This window comes from Actinocrinis sp., assembly GCF_035605935.1.
GTDB lineage: Bacteria > Actinomycetota > Actinomycetes > Streptomycetales > Catenulisporaceae > Actinocrinis.
This window is the reverse complement of sequence record NZ_DATNGK010000311.1, coordinates 1-17,969: the sequence shown is the minus strand read 5'-3', so window position 1 is coordinate 17,969 and position 17,969 is coordinate 1. Positions and strand designations below refer to the sequence as shown.

Below are 17,969 nucleotides of genomic sequence, written 5' to 3'. Positions count from 1 at the left end.
CCCGACAGGTTCATGACCCATCTGGCGATCTGGGAGAGCCCGGGGCCTGATGCCGGGGACGAGACGACCTGGGGCGAGCACGTCACCGATGAGGAATACGGAGCAGCGCGATGAGCATGCCGAAGCCGGCCGCCGACTAAGGAGACTTCGATCAATTTCGTGAGCGGGAGGAGGATGAGGTCATGACACGCGTCTTCATCACCGGCTCCGTCGATGGACTCGGCCGCGCCGCGGCTCACCGCCTGATCGGCGCGGGACATCAGGTGGTGCTGCACGCCCGCAGCGCCACCCGCGCGGCCGATCTCGGCGAGTTGGCGAAGCGAGCAGCCGGCGTGGTCATCGGCGACCTCTCCAGCGCCCGCGAGACCCGCGACGTCGCCGACCAGGTCAACGAACTCGGCGTGATGGACGCGGTCATCCACAACGCCGGCGTCTACACCAGCGCGCAGCGCGTCGCGACGACGGACGGACACGCGCAGACCCTTGCCGTCAACGTTCTCGCGCCTTACCTGCTCACCGCCACCCTCCGCCGCCCTGCACGGCTGATCTATCTCAGTAGCGGGATGCATCGCGGCGGCGACGCTTCGCTGCGCGATCTCGACTGGACCGCGCGACGGTGGAGCTGGATGCAGGCTTACTCCGACAGCAAGCTGTTCGTCACCGCGCTCACGTTCGCCGTCGCACGCGCCTGGCCCGAGGTGTTGAGCAACGCGGTCGATCCCGGTTGGGTGCCGACGAAGATGGGCGGTCCGGGGGCGTCCGACGACCTGGAGCTGGGCCATCGCACGCAGGAATGGCTCGCCACCAGCGATGATCCCGAGGCGCTGGTCACCGGCGGGTATTGGTTCCACCAGCGGCGCCAGACACCTGCGGCGGCGGCCGAGGACGCGGACTTCCAGAACCGGCTCCTGGAGGAGCTCGCACGGCTCACCGGAGTTCGCCTGCCCTAGAGCCTGTTCTGGCGTCAGCGGCGTCCGCGAGCTGCGCGCCGTCGAGCGGCAGTCGCTGTGTTCAACACGTTAGCCTTCTGCGGTGGGCGTTGAGCTGGTGTTGTTGTCGCGGGTCGGGTTTCGGGGACGGGAGATCGCCGGGGCCCGGCTCGGCGCGCTGCTCGCGCTGCTCGCCGAGGACCTGCGCGGGGGCTGTGGCACGGCCCGGCTGGTCGACAGGTTGTGGCCGGACGAGCAACCGGAACATCCGACGCGCGCACTTCAGGTGCTGGTTTCTCGCGCGCGAGCGCAACTGGGTCCGGACACCGTCGCCAGTACGCCGGTCGGCTACCGACTCAACCTGGCCGAGGAGCAGGTCGACGCCGCCGCCGTGTTGGCGTGCGCGTCGGCCGCCGCGCGCTGCTCACAGGCTGGAGATCACGCGGGCGCGCTCGCGCAGGCCGAATCCGGTCTGGCGCTGTGGGACGGTGCGCCGGACGGGCAGTGCGAGTTCGCCGACCCGCTCTCCGAGCTTCGCGCGGCGCGGGCCTCGACCTATTGGGCACTGGTTCGCGCTCGCGCGGTGGCGCTCTCCCAGCTCGGGCGCAGCGCCGAGGCGGCCGAGCTTCTCGGACAGCTGATTCGGGCACGGCCGCGCGACGAGGAGGTCTTGGCGCAGCTGTTGCTGTGCGAGGCCGCGACGCTTGGGCCGTCCGCCGCGCTCGTGCGGTATGACACCTACCGGCGTGACTTGCGTGATCAGCTCGGCAGCGATCCGGGCCCGGAGCTGCAGCGGGTGCATCGACAGCTGCTGGAACGCGAGCGGCCGATGGTGCGGCGCGGTGTCTCCCACGAACCCAATGCGCTGCTCGGCCGCGACGACGACATCGCCGCGGTGATCGGGATGCTGCACGCCTCGCGCGTCGTCTCCATCATCGGTCCCGGCGGCCTGGGCAAGACCCGCCTGGCAAACGCCGTCGCGGCCGCGGCGCGGCAGCGCGTGGTTCACTTGGTCCCGCTCGCCGCGGTGCGTGCCGACGCCGACGTGGTCGGCGAGGTCGCGTCGGTCCTCGGCGTCGCGGAAGGCGGGCCCACGGCGGCCGGTCGGCGTGCCGGGCCAGCGGATTCGGTCTCAGGCATCGTGGCGGCTCTCGGCCCGGGTCCGGCGCTGCTGGTCTTGGATAACTGCGAGCAGGTTGTCCACGGCGTGACGACGCTGGTGCGCGACCTGGTAGCCAGAAGCGAGGATCTGCGGGTACTGACGACCAGCCGCGCGCCGCTCGGCTTGTCGTCAGAGTCCGTGTACCTACTGCCCGAGCTGAGCCTCACGACCAGCGTCGAACTGTTCCGGCAGCGGGCGAGTGCGGCCAGGCCCGGAGTGGATCTGCCTGCTGAATCGGTACGCGAGTTGTGCGACCGCCTCGACGGACTGCCGCTCGCGGTCGAGCTGGCGGCGGCCCGGGTGCGCGTGATGTCGGTGGCCGAGATCGCCCGACGGCTGGACGACCGGTTCAGCCTGCTGCGCGGCGCCGCGCGCGACGCCCCGGAGCGGCACCGCACTCTGCACGCGGTCATCGACTGGAGCTGGAACCTGCTCGCGCCGGACGGCCGGGCGGCGATGCGCGCCCTGTCGGTCTTTCCCGGTGGCTTTACCGCCGACGCCGCGTGGAATCTGCTCGGCACAGACGAAGACGCCGCTTTGGAGATCCTCGAGCAGTTGGCCGGCCAGTCGCTGCTCCAGGCGGCCGACGCCGGGTCGGGCACACGCTTTCGGATGCTGGAGACAGTGCGCGAATACAGTGCGGCGCGCTGCGCGGAAGCCGGCGAGCGCGACCAGGTGGTCACGGGGTTCCTGTCCTGGGCGCGTGATTTCGGCATGGCGCACCATGAGTCGATGCTCGGGCCCGACCTGGTCACCTCCGCCACGCGCATCAGGCAAGAGCAGGAGAACCTGCTACTGGCGCTGCGGCTCGGGCTCGAGCGCGAGGACGGCGCGTCTGTCGCGGCGGCGTGCGCCGTGCTCGGCGCGCTGTGGATGTTCGAGGCCGACTTCGCGCGCATCGCCGCGCTGACCGGGCAGAGCGCATGGCAGCTGTCGCACCTGCGGCTCGATCCCGCATTCGTCGAGGTCGGCCGGACCGCCGTGGTGCTTGCCACTGTCAGTTCGCTGATCCTGCAGCATCCCGCCGCGGCGCGCGCATTGGTCAGCCTGCGGCGGCTGCCCTCGGCCCCGCCGGACAGTCCGGCGCGGGCGACCGCCGTCGTGCTCACCACGCTGGCCTCGGCCGGTGAGGAACTGCTGCCGACGCTGGACCTGCTGTGCGACAGCGCCGAGCCGATGCTGAACGCGATGGCGAACACCGTGGCCACCTTCGTGTGGCAGAGCGTCAACGATCCGCACAGCGCACTGAAGGCGGCGCGGCGCACACTCACCGCGTTCGACGGCCAGGACAAGCAGTTCCCGTGGTTCCGGGTCGTGACGCACAGCCGCATCGGCGAGCTGTGCCTGGAACTGGGGCGGGGTGAGGAGGCGCACGAGCACTTCGCGGCCACGCTCTCGATCCTGGACGAACTGCCGGAGCTCAACGCGTTCCAGACCGGATCGAGCGCGTCCCGGATTCGAAGCGCGATGGTCCTGGCCAACTTGCAGCGCAACGCCGTCGACGAGGCCGAGCAGTGGCTGGAGCTGACGCTGCGTGAGGACGGCGACGAGGGCGCCGGGCTGCCGATGTTCGGCCTCGTGGCGCGCGCGCAGATCCAGCTGGCCCGCGGCGAGAGCGCGGCAGGGCTGCGCCTGTTGCGCCAGGCCTGCGAAGCGCTGCGCGACCCGCGAGTGCGCGCCCGCGCCGGTGAGTTGTTCCACACCGAGACTTGGATCCTCGAGGTCGAGGCGATGACCGTGGTCGCTCACGCGCAGCAGGGTCAGCTCGCGCTGATCGGGCAGCTGGCCGGCAGCCTGCCGCGAACCGCCGCCAAGCTCATCGTGAGCACGGTCGGCGGCTCGGCGATGTCGTACGCGGATTTCCCGTTCTGCGGAACCCAGCTGCTGGCCTTGGCCGTGCTGGACATCGACCGGGGCCGGCGCACCGGTGACGCGCGGGCCACCAGGTCGGGTGCGCGGATGATCGCCTTGGCCGAGCGTTTCCGGTTCAACGGAGGCATGTCGACGGTGCGGCTTCGCGACCTCGCCGAGGAAGCCGACAAGCCGGCGTACGCCGAAGCGGTCTCGGCGTACACCGGCTTGGGTGCGGACGCGTTGCGTGCCGCCGCGGCCGCGGCCGTCCTTGCTCGCGATCAGTTCACCGGGCCGAGCCCTTCCTGAACAGCGCGCCCGCCCAGAGGTATCCGAGCACTGCGAGTCCGACGCACCAGGCGACGGCGATGATCCCGCTGTGCCCGATCGGCGTGCCCGCGAGCAGCCCGCGAAGCGTGTCGATGACCGGGGTGAACGGCTGGTTGTGCGCGAACCAGCCCACCCCCGCCGACATCGAGCCGGTCGGCACGAAGGCGCTGCTGATGAACGGCAGCAGTTGGACGATGAGCGTGAAGCCCACGGTGCCCTCCGCGGTCGGGGCGGACAGCCCGATCGCGACCGCGAGCCAGCTCAGCGCGAAGGTGAGCAGCGCGACCAGGCCCGCCGCCGCGAGCCAGCGGCCTGCGTCGGCGCCGGAGCGGTAACCCATCAGCAAGGCGACGGCGACCAGCAGCACGGTGCTCGCCAGCGTGCGGATCAGAGCGGCGACGACGTGACCGGTCAGCACCGAACTGCGGGAGATCGCCATGGTGCGGAAGCGGGCCATGATTCCCTCGGTCATGTCCCGGTTCACGGCCAGCGTGGTGGATGAGGCCCCGTAGCCGATGGACATCAGCAGGATGCCGGGCAGGACGTAGTCGATGTACTTGCCGCCGGGGGGCGCCGCGCCGAGGCCTGCGCCCAATGCGCCGCCGAAGACCCCGACGAACAGCAGCAACAGCAGGGCCGGGATGGCCAGGGACACGATGATCGTCGCGGGATAGCGCACGCTGTATCGCAGGTTGCGCTTAAGCATCGTCGTCGAGTCGCGCGCGGCGTAGGTAAGGGTACTCATCGGACGGGCTCCTTCTGCATGGAGGCAGACTTCGTGGACTCTGCGGTGGGCTGCGCGGTGGACTGTGCGTCGGACGATCCGGTCTCGGTGGTCAGGCGACCGGTGAGTGCGAAGAACACGTCGTCGAGGTCTGGCGTATGCACGGACAGGCCGTCGACCTCGATCCCCGCGTCGTCGAGCCGGGTGAGCAGGGCTCGCAGCGCCCGGACGCCCGCGTCGCCGGGCACGTTGAGGGCCAGGTCACCGTCGCGGGTCGCGCCTTCGAGGACGCGCTCGGCGGCGGTGAGGCCGATCTCGTCGAGGAACTCCAGTCGGATGTGACCGCCGGGGACGCGGCGCTTGAGTTCGGCCGCGGTTCCGAGGGCCACGATCCGGCCCTGGTCGAGCACGGCGATCCGGTCGGCCAGTTCGTCGGCCTCGTCCAGGTACTGGGTGGTGAGGAAGATGGTGACGCCGCGGCCGACCAGGCCGCGCACGATCTGCCACATGGTGCGGCGGCTGCGCGGGTCCAGGCCGGTGGTCTGTTCGTCGAGGAAGATCACCCGCGGCTCGCCGACCAGCGTCATCGCCAGGTCGAGGCGGCGGCGCATACCGCCGGAGTAGGTCGCGGCCCGTTTGTCGGCCGCGTCGGTCAGCTCGAAGTCGGTCAGCAGCTGCTCGGCGCGGCGGCGGCCCTCGGCGCGGGGCAGGTGGTGCAGGTCGGCCATCAGCAGCAGGTTCTCCCGGCCGGTCAGCAGGCCGTCGACCGCGGAAAACTGGCCGGTGACGCCGATCGCGGCGCGCACCGCGTCGGGTTCGCGGGCCGGGTCGCGCCCGACGACGCGTACCTCCCCGCCGTCGGCGCGCATCAACGTGGACAGGATGTGCACCGCGGTGGTCTTGCCCGCGCCGTTGGGGCCGAGTAGGCAGAAGACAGTGCCCTCGGGGACGTTCAGGTCGACGCCGTCGAGCACGACTTTCTCGCCGAATGATTTACGCAGCCCGCTCGCGGTGATCGCCGGGCTCGGTGCGGTAGGTGTCAGTGCAGTGAGTGTCGGTGCGGTGGGTGACATTGCGCTCCTCTAGTGGCCGCGGCCGGTGTGCCGCGTATGCGTAGAGAGTGCGCGCTGGGAGATTCACCGCTGTTTCACGGCGCTTTCACGGGGCTTCACGGCCCGCGTGCCATGCCGCGAGCTATCGGGCGCCGGGGATGCGGTACACCGAGACGTGCGAAGACGACGCGGCAGTGAACTCGCTTCCGCGCCAGTCGGCGTGCCTGGATTCCAGCTCGAATCCGGCGATCTGCGCCATGAGATCCAGTTCGGACGGCCAGATGTAACGATGCGGGCTGCGCGACAGCCGCGCCTCATCACCGTCGCCGAACCGGAAGTGATGCGAGACGATCTGCTGGCTCGCCACGTCGAAGGTGTCCAGCCCGATATAACCCGGCTCGCAGTGGAAGACCACCGCCTGCGCGGCCGGGGGGCGCTGCGGCAGCTGCGGAACCCATAGCTCGATGACGAACCGCCCGCCGGGCTCCAGATGCCGGGCGGCGTTGCGGAAGCATTCGATCTGCGCTTCCTGGGTGAGCACGTTGGAGATCGTGTTGTAGACCAGATACACCAGCCGGTAGCTGCCCGGCGCCCGCGTTGTCGTCATGTCGCCGGCGAGTACTGGGATCGCCGACTCGTCCGCTTTCGATCGCAGTTGGTCGATCATCGGCTCCGAGAGTTCAATGCCGACTACGGGCACTCCCCGCTCGGACAGCGGCACCGCGACGCGTCCGGTTCCGATCGCGAACTCAAGCGCCCGGCCGCCTTCGGCGAGTTCGGCTAGACGCGCCACGGCCGGCCCGAGGACATCGGGCTCGAACATGCTCGCGTCCTCGGCGTCATAACGTTCGGCGGCGTCCGCATCCCAAATCTCTTCCTGGCGCATACCGGAAATGATCTCTGCTGCCGACCGCGGCGTCCACCGCTTTGCCGGTCAGCACTGTTCAGCTTGAGTGTCAACGCCCTGGTTCGCCGTAATTGAGCGGAAGGGCCTGCAGGCGACTGAGCGGGACGCCGAGCAGGACGAGGTAGTGGGTCAGGCTTTCGGGGATGATCCCGGTGCCGGTCGGGTCGAACAGCTTGTTGTAGGGGTCGACGCCGCCGTTGGCCGGCTCCAGGGGGCGCGGGTCCTCGGCCTGGGTGACCAGCGCGCCGGCTTTGTCGGTCAGGACCAGCCCGTACTGCTGCATGGCGCGGGCGATGGTGCGCGCTGCCGGATCGATCAGTGTGTTGACGTTGAAGGTCGGGTCGAGGCGGAAGCGCTGGCCCTCGCAGGCGATGTCCGGGCCGGGGGTGTTGCCGTCGTCGCGGGTGGCCGGCCAGGAGAAGCAGTTCGCTTGAGTGCGCACCGTCTCGAAGTTGATGGCGTGGTCGATGTGCCCGCGGCGCAGTTCGTCCGCGCGGATCAGGTACGCGCCGAGCGGCAGGCCCGAGGCGGAGGCGCCCAGCGGGTTGTCGAAGATGCCCGGGTTGGCGCTGTAGTGCTCGATCTTGCCGCCCCAGCAGGCGGACCAGTGGCCTGACGCGTCCTGCTGCGCGCGCCAGAAGTCCCAGTAGGTGTCGGTGGAGGGCTGGTAGATCGCGACGGATTCGTCAGTTCCCTGCGATACCAGCATTCCGGGCGGCGTGGGCACCGCGGACAGTGAGTCCGCGATCACCGGAGCGAGTTGCGGCAGGTTCTGGCAGTCCGAGTACGTCCACTGCTGTGTCGGCGTGTCCGGGCCGACGGAGTAGACGGGCGCGGAATAGGTGTCGGTGTTGATCCCCCACAGCCCGCCGCCGGTCTGCTTGTCCTGCATGAGGTTGGCCACGATCGCCTGCGAGTTCGGCGCCAGCGGCACGTTGGCCGGCAGCGGGGTGTTCCACACGCCGGTGGCCGAGAATCCGTTGTCAGGCGCGGGATTGACCGCGTCGGCGCGCGCGGCCGCGGCCGATCCCGGAGCGGCAAGGGCGATCGCGAGTACGGCTGCGCCACTCGCGGTCCAACGAGCGGCACGCGCTGGTCGGCGCACGGCGGGTCCTTTCGGTATCAGGATTCGTTGTCACGTCGGGTTTGGTGCTGGCTCCCCCGGCCGAGTCAGAACGCAGGTCTGAGGATGCGTCAGGCGCGTAGGAGCGTCGAGAGTGGCCGGTACTCAACGCGCAGAGCCCGACCACTCATGCCCGTTGGGCAGTACGCTGCGCCGGTATGAATCCCCCTGCGACGTCTGCCGTCGGCGCGGCCGCGAACTGGGCGTTGGCCGGGCAGTGGCCGTTCGTCGGACGCGGCGGAGAGCTGGCTGCATTGGGGCGGATCCTGGCCGACGGCGGCGCGGTGAGGGGCGCGATCGTCTGCGGTCCGGCGGGTGTCGGCAAATCCCGGCTGGTGCGGGAGGCCGCGGCGCTGCGGGTGACCTCGGGCGGCGCGCCGTGGTTCGTGCGAGGCGCGGACGCCGCCCGGCCGGAAACTTTCAACGCGCTCGGCGCTCTGACCGGGTCGGCCGCACCGGCGCCCCGCGGCGCGGCACGGCTGCTCGTGCTCGACGATGCGGACCTGCTCGACGAGGTCTGCGCGCTCGTCATCGCGCAGTGGCTGTCCGCGGGCCGCATCCGCCTTCTCGCCACGTTGCGCACCGGCGCTCGCCTGCCGGACGCCCTTGGCGCGTTGCTGGCCTCGGGGCTGCTTAGCCGCGTCGAACTGGCTCCGCTCGGCGAGCGCGAAGTAACCGATCTGCTGATCGGCGCGCTCGGTGCCGAGGCTTCGCCGGGGACGGCGCGCGAGATCTACCGCCTCAGCGCCGGCAATCCACTGTTCATCAGAGAGCTGATGCTCGATGCGGCGGCGGCCGGCGCGCTGCGGCGCACCGAGGACGGAGTGTGGCGACTTGGCCGGGTCGCCGGGGTTTGGAGCGGCCTGGCGCAGTTGCTCGAGTCGCGCCTGGCCGGGGTGAGCGGGCCGCAGCGTGCTGCCCTCGAGTTGGTGGCGCTCGCTCCGGGCGTGGGCCTTCGGCTGTTGCTCGGATTGGTCGACCCGCAGGAGGTCGAGGCGCTGGAACGGCGTGGACTGATCGAGGTCGATCGCGTGGATCGACGACTGCCGGCCCGCGTGTGCCATCCGCTCTATCAGGAGCTGATCGCCCGCTCGACCCCGGTTTCGGCGCGGCTGGGCTACGCGCGGCGCCTGGCCGACGCGCTGGAGTCCACCGGGCTGCGGCGCGCTGAGGACCTGCTGCGTTGGGCGGTGTGGCGGCTGGACGGCGGCGGTGCGCCCGACCCGGAAAGAATGGCGGCCGCGGCCCGATACGCGACCACGATGCGCGCCGAGGCGGCCTTGCGGGAACGGCTCGCCGCGGCAGTGTTCGAACTCCGCCCTGCGGTGGGCGACGGCCTGCTGCTGTACGAGGCGATGGTCGATGCGGGCCGGTTCCAAGCGGCGCACGCGCTGCTCGATTCGCTTGACGCGCTGGCCGTGTCGGACCACGATCGGGCGGCGCTGGCCGCCGCGCATGCCTCGCGGATCAGCTGGACCACCGGGCGGCTCGACCAAGGACTCGCCATTCTCGAGAACGCGGCCCGCACGGTCACGCAACCGCAGGCGGCCGCGCAGCTTGCGGTGCACCGCGGCCTGTTGCTCGCCGTCGCCGGCGGGTTCGACGCAGCCGTGGCCGAGCTGGAACCACTCCTGCGCGCCCCGTGGCCCAGCGTCCGGACTCTTGCGGCGACCGGTGCGGCGATGGCGTATCCGGTCGTGGGTCACTTTCGCGCCGGGCTGCGCGCATTCGACCTGACCACAGCGGAACGCCGTCAGCACGACGACGCGGGCGCCGCTGCTCCTTCTCTCATCGCCTTCGCGACGCGGGCTTGGAGCGACTATGGCGATCCGGCGGCGGCCCTGGCCGTCGCGCGGGCCGCGATCGAGGACGCGCTCGATCGGGGTGATCTCGCCGGCCAGGCGTGGGCGAGAGCCGGATTGGCCAGCGTGTTGCTCAGCGCCGGGAACCTGCCCTCGGCCGCTGCTCAGTCCGTCGAGGCCGCGCGCCTGTTCGACGAAGGGCCGCACGATCCGAACGGTCGCGTTTGGTGTCTGGCCATCGGCCTGTCCGCGGCGGCGCAGCGCGGCGATCGGGTCCAGGCGCGGCGGCTGGCGGAGGCATTGGCGTGCGTTGCGGTGCCGCCGCAGCTTCGAGCGCTGGATACCGAAGTGATCCGGGCTCGCTCCTGGCATGACGTCGCGTGCGGGCAGTTCGACGCGGCCGGGCACCGGCTGGAGCGCGCGGTCGGCGGGTGGGCCGACGAAGGCATGGTGGCGCCCGCGGTCCTTGGCGCGCTCGACTTGTTCCGGCTCGGCCGTTTAGACGCTGCGGCGCGGTTGCTGGAGCGGGTTGCACTTCCTGAGGACTGGCCCCTCGGTGACTGTGTGCGCCGGCTGGTCGACGGCGCGGGCAAGCCGGCCGCGCTGCGCGAGGTGGCCGACTCGCTGCAAGAACTCGGATTCGCCCTTTACGCCGCCGAGGCGCACGCGGCTGCCGCGTTGGCCGAGGCGTCAACCGGGAGCGCGAACGCTCGCGAACCGCGGGCAGCCTCGCGCGCGTTGGCCCTGGCCGCCGAGTGCGACGCGCGCACACCGCTGCTCGGCCTGCTCGGCCCGCTTCGCGCGCTGACAGTCCGCGAACGGGAGATCGCCGGGTGGGCCGCGGACGGCTTGAGTAACCGTCAGATCGCCGGTCAGCTGCGGCTTTCGGAGCGGACCGTGGAAAACCATCTCGGCCGCATCTACGCCAAGCTCGGCGTCGCGGGCCGCGCCGAACTGGGCGACGCGCTGCGCCGGATGTCCTGCGCTTCAGACAGCCGATAGCCGATAGTCGGGTGAAGATTGGCTGTTGCCGATTTCGCTGGTGAAGATGGCCCGAGTGAAGACTGCCGGTTGATGTGAGAGCTGGGCGCTGATGACGCGGAGCACGCAAGCCGAGGCGGGCCACGAGAGCGCCCTGTCGTCGGCCTTGGTGACTCGGATGCAGGCCCGGCGGCGCGATGAGGAGCATCGGGCCGCCACGCCGCTGGAGTTGTTCTTCGACCTGTCGTTCGTGGTGGCGGTGGCGCAGGCCGGACAGCAGTTGGTGCACGCGGTGGCCGATGGGCGGCCCTGGCACGGTGTCAGCGGCTATCTGCTGGTGTTCTTCGCGATCTGGTGGGCGTGGGTGAACTTCAGCTGGTTCGGCTCGGCCTATGACAACGACGATGTGCTGTACCGGCTGGCCACGCTGGTGCAGATCGCCGGAGTGCTCGTGCTGGCCGCCGGGGTGCCGCGCGCGTTCCAGCGCAATGACTTCGCCGTGGCGGTGCTCGGGTACGTCATCATGCGGGTCGCACAAACCACGCAGTGGCTTCGCGCCGCCCGCGGCGAGACCGGCGCGGCGCGAAAGGCGGCGCGGGCATACGCGGCCGGACTGGTCCTGGTGCAGTTCGGCTGGGTCCTGCTGATCTTGGCGCCCCATGAGGTTTGGGTGTGGGGTTTCGGGCCGCTGGGGGTCGCCGACATGGCGGTGCCGGCGATCGCGGAGCGCATCCACCACACGTCCTGGCACCCGCGTCACATCGCGGAGCGCTATGGCCTGTTCACGATCATCACGCTCGGGGAAAGCGTCTCAGCGGCCACGATCGCGGTGCAGACCGCGCTCGACGACCACGCGCAGGTCGGTGCGCTGCTGCCGATCGCGGCCGGCGGGCTGATCATCGTGTTCGCGGCGTACTGGATCTATTTCGCGGTGCCGATTCACGACTATGTGCGCTCGAATCAGCAGGCTTTCGGGTGGGGCTACGGCCACTATCTGATCTTCGGATCGGCCGCCGCGATCGGCGCGGGGCTCGCGGTAGCCGTGCAGCAGGTCACCCATCATTCGCGGATCTCCGCGAACACAGCCGCGTTCGCGGTGACCATCCCGACCGCGCTGTATCTGGCGACGGTGTGGCTGGTGCATCTGCGCCATTTCAAGAGCGGGCTGCTGCGTCAGGCGGTACTGCCGTGCGGCGCCCTGCTGGTGCTGGCCGTCTCGTTCGCCGGCCGTTGGGCGGTGCTCACGGCCGGCCTCGTTGCTGCCGCGACGGTCGCGGTCGGCGTCATACTGGCTGCACGCGCCCAGCTGAGGAGGACAGATGCGCCATGAGGTGACGGAAGCCGATTCGGCGATCGCGCTGGGTAGCGGCGATGTACCGGTGCTCGCGACGCCGCGGCTGATCGCGTGGATGGAGGCGCGAACCGTGCAGGAGGCGCAGCCGTTGCTCGGCGAGGATCAGACGAGCGTCGGCACCGCCATCCGCATCGAGCACCTTCGCGCGACGCCGATCGGTGGCGTGGTCGAGGTCACCGCGACGCCTCCGATCGAAACGACCGCCGGCAGGCTGACGTTCACTGTGCTTGCCGTGGACGGTTCCGGACGCATCGTCGCGCAGGGCGAGATCGAACGCGCCGTCGTGGACCGCGACCGCTTCCTCGCGGGTCTTTCGGCTGCGCATACGGCCGCTGACGCGGGTCCAGGCCCGGACGCCAGCCACTGAATTCGCCGAGACCGCACCGGTGCGGCCGCCAGCCTGGCAGCATGTCCGCCATGCAGATCAGCGATTCCTCATTGGCAGAAGCCGGCCGGACCTATTTCAGCGCGGACGACGCCAAAACCTGGACGAGCCTGTTGCGACCCGCCTTTCACCTGCGCGCCCTCGACACCGATGACTCAGGTGACTCAGTGGCGGCCTACCTCGGCGGCGAGCCGCTGCTGCCCGAGGATGTCGAGTGGCCCGTGTGGGAAGGGCACGGCCCGCTGAGCTTCGTCGGCGCGGTCGACTGCGGCGAGGTGCCGGCCGGGGAGCTGGACATCCCGCTGCCGGAGTCTGGGCAGTTGCTGTTCTTCTACTTCGATGGACTCGGCGGCAGCTCGGTCGCTTACGCGGACCCGGATAGCGTCGTCAACGGCACGCGGGTGATCTACGTCCCGGCGCAGGCCGAGATCGCCCCGCGCTCCGCGCCCGAGGGCGCCGCGCCGTACCCCCGTCTCCTGCTGGCCGGGGAGGTGATCGCGACCGCGCCGGACAACGAGAACGCCGCCCTGATCGCCGCGTTCGGCGACCCGAACGACCCGGCCGGCTACTGCGACTATCCGACTACTGATACCGATCCAAACGGGACCGGGTTCTGGGAGGCGCTGAACGCGTACCGGCGCGACCACCTGCCGCACCACCAGGTCGGCGGCTACGCGCTGCCGGTGCAGGGCGCCGTGGAACGCGAGGGCGCGCAGGTCGTGCATCCGGGCGAAGACGAGGCCGCTGTTGCCGCGAGCAGGCAGCTTGCCACGCAGTTGGTGCTGCTCGCGCAGGTCGACAGCGACTCGCGCAGCGGCATGAACTGGAGCGACGCCGGACGGCTCTACTGGATGATCACCCGGGATGACCTTGCCGCCGGGCGGTTCGACAAGGCCACGTTCACCTGGCAGACCGAATAGGTCCGCAGGAGCTTGTCGCACGGGTCAGCGATCGCCCAGGCTGTGAACGAGCGTGCCGCCGACGATGGCGTGGGTGTGGCGGCCTGGGTGGGTCTGCCGCTGCAACTGCTCCCACCGGGCTGGAGCGGCGAGACCGCGCGCGTGCTCTTCGACGATCTCAACCGCGTCCTCAGCGCACCCGCGCGCGAGCACGCCACGAAGGTCATTCACAGCGAAGGCTGATGCGCCGAGGTATTATCCGAACAGAATCGGGATCGTCAACGCGCCGGTGGCTGGGTAGCGCGTCACTTCGACGTACCCGATGGAGACGCGTTGTCCTACCGCCGTCTTGTTCGTGCTGCCGGCCTTGGTTTCTTTCCTCTCGGCCTGTTGGCCCGGCTGCCCTACGCGATGTCGTCGCTTGCGACGCTCATCCTTGTCCAGACCGTCACCGGCAGCTATGCGTTCGCGGGCCTCGCCGCCGCGGCGCAAGGGCTCGCCGGCGCGGTCGGTGCGCCCGTCGTCGGCTCGCTCGCCGACCGGTATGGCCACCGCCGCATCACGGTGATCAGCACGGTCGCCAATATCGTCGCCTTGCTCTGCCTGATCGCGGCGAGCCGGTCCTCCTATCGAACCGAGATGCTCGCCGCCGCGGCCTTGGTCGGATTGAGCCAGCCCCCGATCGGCGCCCTGGTGCGCGTGTACTGGTCGCGGCTGGACCAGAACCACGCGCTGCCCTCGCACTTGCCCGCCGCGATGGCGTACGAGGCGGCCGCCGACGAGACCAGTTTCGTCGTGGGGCCGACGCTCGTCGGGCTGCTGGCTCCCCTCGCGACCTCGCTCGGGCCGGTCGCGCCGATCGTGGCGAGCGTCGCGCTGCTCCTGCTGACGGCGCTGCCCTTCACGATCCGCTACACCGATCGGCATCCAGCGGCGCGGCGATCATCGCAAGGAGACACGACGGCCCTGCTTCCGCGTCGGGCGCTGCTCGCCATGTTCTTCGCCATGGCCGCGATGGGCGCCGTCTTCGGCGCCGTACAGACCGGCGTGACGGCATACGCACACAGCATTGGCCGCCCCGGTGCCGCCGGACTGATCTACGCCGTATTCGGTGCCGGGAGCGCGCTGGCTGGGGCGGCTTGCGCTTGGCTGCCTCGCGGTTTCGCGGTGCGTCACCGCTACCTGGCCTTCGCCGCGACGCTCCTGGTCGGCATGCTTGCGCTGTTCGTCGGTGGCCGGCTGCACGCGGTCGTGCCTGCGGTGGCGGTCGCGAGTATCACCGTGGCGCCATACATGATCACGTTGTATACGCTCACCGAACGGCTCGCGCCACCTGAGCGCACCGCGTCCGCGATAACCATCCTGTGCGCGGGCGGCCCGCTCGGCACGGCGTGCGGCCAGGCGCTGGCCGGATTTCTCGCTCAGGGCGGCGGCAGCGGCGATGCGTTTCTGCTCGCGCCGATCGCGGCCGCCGTGGCGCTGATGCTCGCCGTGGCGTTGACCGCGGTGGACCGGGGCCGCGGCAGGTGGCTCGCTCCTGAGTGACAACCCACGGTGATGTGCTCGGGTTCTCAGGGAACTGATCAATGCCGCGAGCCGCCTCGGGCGCATGATTAGGCCGAAAGCGGTAACCCGCCGGGCCGTGTATCTCCGCAGTGAGTTGAAGACAGCGCGGCCGGACTCCGGCGCCGCCGCAGGCTATCGCGTGGCGCGCGGGCAGATCGTCGCCCGTGTGCTGGTCCAGGTGCTGTTGCTGGGTGCGCTGATGGCCGGTCTCGGCTGGCTGGTCACGCATTCGTTGATTCACGTGTGGCCGTTCAGCGCCGAAGACTCTGTTGATCGCGTGCTGGCCGCGCACCGTGATTCCGCGGTTGACGACGTGACCAGCGCGCTGTCGACGGTGGCTGATACGACGTGCACGATCCTGCTTGCCGTTGCCGCGATCATCGTCACCTGGCGCGTTTCGGGCCATTGGCGCGCTCCCGCGTTCATCGCGCTGGCGTTGGCGATCGAGGTCGGCATCTTTCTGGTGACGACCTTGCTGGTGCATCGGACCCGGCCTGGCGTCGTCGAGCTGGATCAGTCCCCTCCCACGTCGAGTTTCCCGTCTGGGCATACCGCCGCGGCGGTGGTGCTGTACGGCGCCGTCGCTTGGTTGATCGCGCGCGGAACCGGCCGCCGGCAGGCCTGGCTCCTGCTGCTGGTGCCTGCTGCCGTGGCTTTTGCGCGCCTGTACCGCGGCATGCACCACCCCAGCGACGTCGTCGCCGGGTTTCTGCTCGGCGCGTGCTGCCTGGTGATCGCCGCGCGCGCGGTCCTCGGAGGGCGACGATGACGAACGCTGACCAGGCGGCGGAGGCCGCGCCGACGACGAGCGCTTCGCGGACGAACGCCGCTGCGTCGAAAACCGTGTTGATCGTGAACGCGGCGAAGGCGGACACCGGTGCCGCCGCCGAACTGCACGAGCGCGTGGCCCGCGCGTTCGCCGAGACCGGTCAGCCAAAGCCCCGGATGATGATGACGACGCCGGACGACGGCGGCATCGAAGTCGCCAGAGCGGCGGTCGAATCCGGCGCCGACCTGGTGGTGGCGTGCGGCGGGGACGGCACGGTGAACGCGGTCGCCCAGGCGCTGTGCGGAACCGATGTCGCGCTCGGCGTCCTGCCGCTGGGCACCGGCAATCTGCTGGCCGGCCAGCTCGGTATTCCCAGCGCGCTCGACGACGCGATCGCGGCGCTGCTGCACGGATCGGACCGGCGGATCGATCTGGGAGTCGTGGACGGCCGGGTCTTCGTCGGGATGGCGGGTCTGGGGCTCGACGCCGCGATGATCGCCGACGCCTCCGAACGCCTAAAGGCGCGCGTGGGCTGGCCCGCGTATGTGCCCTCGATCCTGCGGCATCTGCGCGACCGCGGCGAACGCGTGACGCTGCGGGTGGACGGACGCCGGGTGCGGCACCGCCGCGTCAAAGCTCTGATTGTTGGAAACCACGGCCGGCTGCACGGTGGCATCGACTTGATGCCAGACGCCGCGCCGGACGACGGCGTGCTCGACGTGGTCGTCCTGGAGCCGTACGGCCGCCTGTCCGGCTGGCTTGAGGTGCTGCTTCGGCTGCTGATACGGCGCGACGGCCCGCACATCAGCCGTTACCGCGTGCGGCAGGTAGAGGCCCGCGTGCGCCACGCCGTGCCGCTGGAGCTGGACGGCGATCCGTACCGCGTGGCGAACGTTCTGTCGGTACAGGTGAAGCCCGGCGCTTTGCTGGTGCGAACGCCAGAACCGCAGCAGCAGTCTTCTGATTCGCTGCGAGAGGTGGGAGCTCGTCCATGAGCACTGCAACGAAGGTCGCGCAGACCCGGCTGATGTCCGGCGACGAACTGTCCGCGGACGACGCATGGGTCACCCTGCGGCGCACCGGACTGGGCTCGATCCTGCGTGACTCGTTCATTCGCTTCCGCTACGCCGACGGATTCAGCCATGCTCGCGCCCTGGCCTTCCAGGTCTGCCTCAGCATCATCCCCGCCGTCATCGCGATCGTCGGACTTTCGGCCACGCTGCACCGAGGCGGGGGCGGCCAGGTGCTCGAAGGCGTGCTTGAGCGGATCACGCCCGGAGCCAGTGAGCAGATTGTGCGCAACGCCTTGGAGACCGGCCGGGCTCGGGGGCAGGACGACGCGCTGGCGCTCTGGCTCGGTCTGGCCGTCGCGCTGGTGTCCATGGCGACGGCGATGGGTCAGATCGAGCGCGGAGCGAACCGCATCTACGGGGTCGAACGCGACCGGCCGTCGGTGCGCAAGTATGGCAATGCTCTGCTTCTGGTGCTGATGGCGGGCTTGCCCATGGCCGCGGGGATGATCGTGGTGGCGGCGGGCGGTCCGCTCGGCGACGCGCTCGCGCAGGTGTACCACTGGTCGTCCGGTCCGCGCCTGGCCTGGCAAATCGCGCGCTGGCCGTTCGGCATCCTGCTGGCCCTCGCGTCGGCCACCGCGATCTTCCGCCGCGCCCCGCGCCGCCGCCAGCCGTCGCTGAGCTGGCTGGCGGTCGGCGCCGGATTGAGCCTGGCGCTGTGGGCCGCGCTGACCGCGCTGCTGAGCTGGTACGTGGGCGGCAGCAGCACGCTGGGCGCGACCTACGGGCCGCTGACCGCCATCATCGCCTTGATGGCGTGGGCGAATCTGACCTCGATCGCGCTGCTGCTCGGGCTCGCCGTGGCGGCGCAGCTGGAAGCCTGCCGAAGCGGTTCGCGGCGGCCGGCGACCGACGATCCGGGCACCTGACCGGCGCGATGCCGGATGCTTGAGCTGCGTTCTCGAGCGCGCAAGCGTCAACTGCTGCGCAGGACGTCCCGGATGAATACCGGCTTGAGGTGCTTCTCGGGTAGCGCGTCCGGCAGTTGCTCCCGATCGAGGAGGTCGGCAACCTCACCCTGACCACCGGCTCCTTCCCGGTCACCTCCATCTGGTCCAACCA

General features: G+C 70.4%; 15 protein-coding genes. 11 read left to right on the top strand and 4 right to left on the bottom strand.

What is annotated here, in order from left to right; translation table 11 throughout:
- The first annotated feature begins 182 nt into the window (after nucleotides 1–182).
- Both VN779_RS25325 and VN779_RS25320 read left to right on the top strand, forming a co-directional pair.
- Nucleotides 183–950 carry an SDR family NAD(P)-dependent oxidoreductase gene (locus tag VN779_RS25325; protein ID WP_325727693.1) on the top strand — a complete coding sequence of 256 codons (768 nt, stop codon included), beginning with the start codon at nucleotides 183–185 and terminating at the stop codon, nucleotides 948–950.
- Between the two features lie 82 nt (nucleotides 951–1,032).
- Nucleotides 1,033–4,251 carry an ATP-binding protein gene (locus VN779_RS25320; RefSeq protein WP_325727691.1) on the top strand — a complete coding sequence of 1,073 codons (3,219 nt, stop codon included), beginning with the start codon at nucleotides 1,033–1,035 and terminating at the stop codon, nucleotides 4,249–4,251.
- On the opposite strand, the gene VN779_RS25315 is transcribed toward VN779_RS25320, so the two are convergent.
- The 4 genes from VN779_RS25315 to VN779_RS25300 form a co-directional block, all read right to left on the bottom strand.
- The gene (locus tag VN779_RS25315) at nucleotides 4,229–5,017 is read right to left on the bottom strand and encodes an ABC transporter permease (RefSeq protein WP_325727689.1); all 789 of its coding nucleotides are present in this window, start codon (nucleotides 5,015–5,017) and stop codon (nucleotides 4,229–4,231) included. The genes VN779_RS25320 and VN779_RS25315 overlap by 23 nt on opposite strands.
- Nucleotides 5,014–6,069: an ATP-binding cassette domain-containing protein gene (locus VN779_RS25310; protein WP_325727687.1), complete on the bottom strand. Its 1,056-nt coding sequence runs from the start codon at nucleotides 6,067–6,069 to the stop codon at nucleotides 5,014–5,016. The genes VN779_RS25315 and VN779_RS25310 overlap by 4 nt, the downstream gene beginning before the upstream one ends.
- Before the next feature lie 121 nt (nucleotides 6,070–6,190).
- Nucleotides 6,191–6,934, bottom strand: coding sequence for a class I SAM-dependent methyltransferase (locus VN779_RS25305; protein ID WP_325727685.1), 744 nt, complete (start codon nucleotides 6,932–6,934; stop codon nucleotides 6,191–6,193).
- Between the two features lie 70 nt (nucleotides 6,935–7,004).
- Nucleotides 7,005–8,060 carry a hypothetical protein gene (locus VN779_RS25300; protein ID WP_325727683.1) on the bottom strand — a complete coding sequence of 352 codons (1,056 nt, stop codon included), beginning with the start codon at nucleotides 8,058–8,060 and terminating at the stop codon, nucleotides 7,005–7,007.
- Between the two features lie 176 nt (nucleotides 8,061–8,236).
- On the opposite strand from VN779_RS25300, the gene VN779_RS25295 reads away from it, so the two are divergent.
- From VN779_RS25295 to VN779_RS25255, 9 genes are all read left to right on the top strand, one after another.
- Complete coding sequence (locus VN779_RS25295) at nucleotides 8,237–10,882, top strand: helix-turn-helix transcriptional regulator (RefSeq protein WP_325727681.1); 2,646 nt, start codon at nucleotides 8,237–8,239, stop codon at nucleotides 10,880–10,882.
- 91 nt (nucleotides 10,883–10,973) lie between these two features.
- Nucleotides 10,974–12,191: a low temperature requirement protein A gene (locus VN779_RS25290; RefSeq protein ID WP_325727679.1), complete on the top strand. Its 1,218-nt coding sequence runs from the start codon at nucleotides 10,974–10,976 to the stop codon at nucleotides 12,189–12,191.
- Nucleotides 12,181–12,582, top strand: a complete 402-nt coding sequence (locus tag VN779_RS25285; protein ID WP_325727677.1) for a thioesterase family protein — start codon at nucleotides 12,181–12,183, stop codon at nucleotides 12,580–12,582. Before VN779_RS25290 ends, VN779_RS25285 begins: the two co-directional genes overlap by 11 nt.
- A gap of 41 nt (nucleotides 12,583–12,623) precedes the next feature.
- Complete coding sequence (locus VN779_RS25280) at nucleotides 12,624–13,520, top strand: YwqG family protein (RefSeq protein WP_325727675.1); 897 nt, start codon at nucleotides 12,624–12,626, stop codon at nucleotides 13,518–13,520.
- A gap of 42 nt (nucleotides 13,521–13,562) precedes the next feature.
- The gene (locus VN779_RS25275; RefSeq protein WP_325727673.1) at nucleotides 13,563–13,742 is read left to right on the top strand and encodes a PaaX family transcriptional regulator C-terminal domain-containing protein; all 180 of its coding nucleotides are present in this window, start codon (nucleotides 13,563–13,565) and stop codon (nucleotides 13,740–13,742) included.
- A gap of 147 nt (nucleotides 13,743–13,889) precedes the next feature.
- A complete protein-coding gene (locus tag VN779_RS25270) occupies nucleotides 13,890–15,044 on the top strand; it encodes an MFS transporter (protein WP_325727671.1) in 1,155 nt (384 codons plus the stop codon).
- 97 nt (nucleotides 15,045–15,141) lie between these two features.
- Complete coding sequence (locus VN779_RS25265) at nucleotides 15,142–15,834, top strand: phosphatase PAP2 family protein (RefSeq protein WP_325727669.1); 693 nt, start codon at nucleotides 15,142–15,144, stop codon at nucleotides 15,832–15,834.
- The gene (locus VN779_RS25260; protein ID WP_325727667.1) at nucleotides 15,831–16,829 is read left to right on the top strand and encodes a diacylglycerol/lipid kinase family protein; all 999 of its coding nucleotides are present in this window, start codon (nucleotides 15,831–15,833) and stop codon (nucleotides 16,827–16,829) included. Before VN779_RS25265 ends, VN779_RS25260 begins: the two co-directional genes overlap by 4 nt.
- Nucleotides 16,826–17,776 (top strand): YihY/virulence factor BrkB family protein, encoded by a 951-nt coding sequence (locus tag VN779_RS25255; protein WP_325727665.1) that lies wholly within the window; start codon nucleotides 16,826–16,828, stop codon nucleotides 17,774–17,776. Before VN779_RS25260 ends, VN779_RS25255 begins: the two co-directional genes overlap by 4 nt.
- The last annotated feature ends 193 nt before the right edge of the window (nucleotides 17,777–17,969 follow it).

Excerpts from the sequence above, each read along its gene's own strand:
- VN779_RS25310 (WP_325727687.1), bottom strand. The coding sequence starts at position 6,069 with ATGTCACCCACCGCACCGACACTCACTGCACTGACACCTACCGCACCG.
- VN779_RS25255 (WP_325727665.1), top strand. The coding sequence starts at position 16,826 with ATGAGCACTGCAACGAAGGTCGCGCAGACCCGGCTGATGTCCGGCGAC.
- VN779_RS25305 (WP_325727685.1), bottom strand. The coding sequence starts at position 6,934 with ATGCGCCAGGAAGAGATTTGGGATGCGGACGCCGCCGAACGTTATGAC.
- VN779_RS25290 (WP_325727679.1), top strand. The coding sequence starts at position 10,974 with ATGACGCGGAGCACGCAAGCCGAGGCGGGCCACGAGAGCGCCCTGTCG.
- VN779_RS25315 (WP_325727689.1), bottom strand. The coding sequence starts at position 5,017 with ATGAGTACCCTTACCTACGCCGCGCGCGACTCGACGACGATGCTTAAG.
- VN779_RS25325 (WP_325727693.1), top strand. The coding sequence starts at position 183 with ATGACACGCGTCTTCATCACCGGCTCCGTCGATGGACTCGGCCGCGCC.
- VN779_RS25285 (WP_325727677.1), top strand. The coding sequence starts at position 12,181 with ATGCGCCATGAGGTGACGGAAGCCGATTCGGCGATCGCGCTGGGTAGC.
- VN779_RS25260 (WP_325727667.1), top strand. The coding sequence starts at position 15,831 with ATGACGAACGCTGACCAGGCGGCGGAGGCCGCGCCGACGACGAGCGCT.
- VN779_RS25295 (WP_325727681.1), top strand. The coding sequence starts at position 8,237 with ATGAATCCCCCTGCGACGTCTGCCGTCGGCGCGGCCGCGAACTGGGCG.
- VN779_RS25280 (WP_325727675.1), top strand. The coding sequence starts at position 12,624 with ATGTCCGCCATGCAGATCAGCGATTCCTCATTGGCAGAAGCCGGCCGG.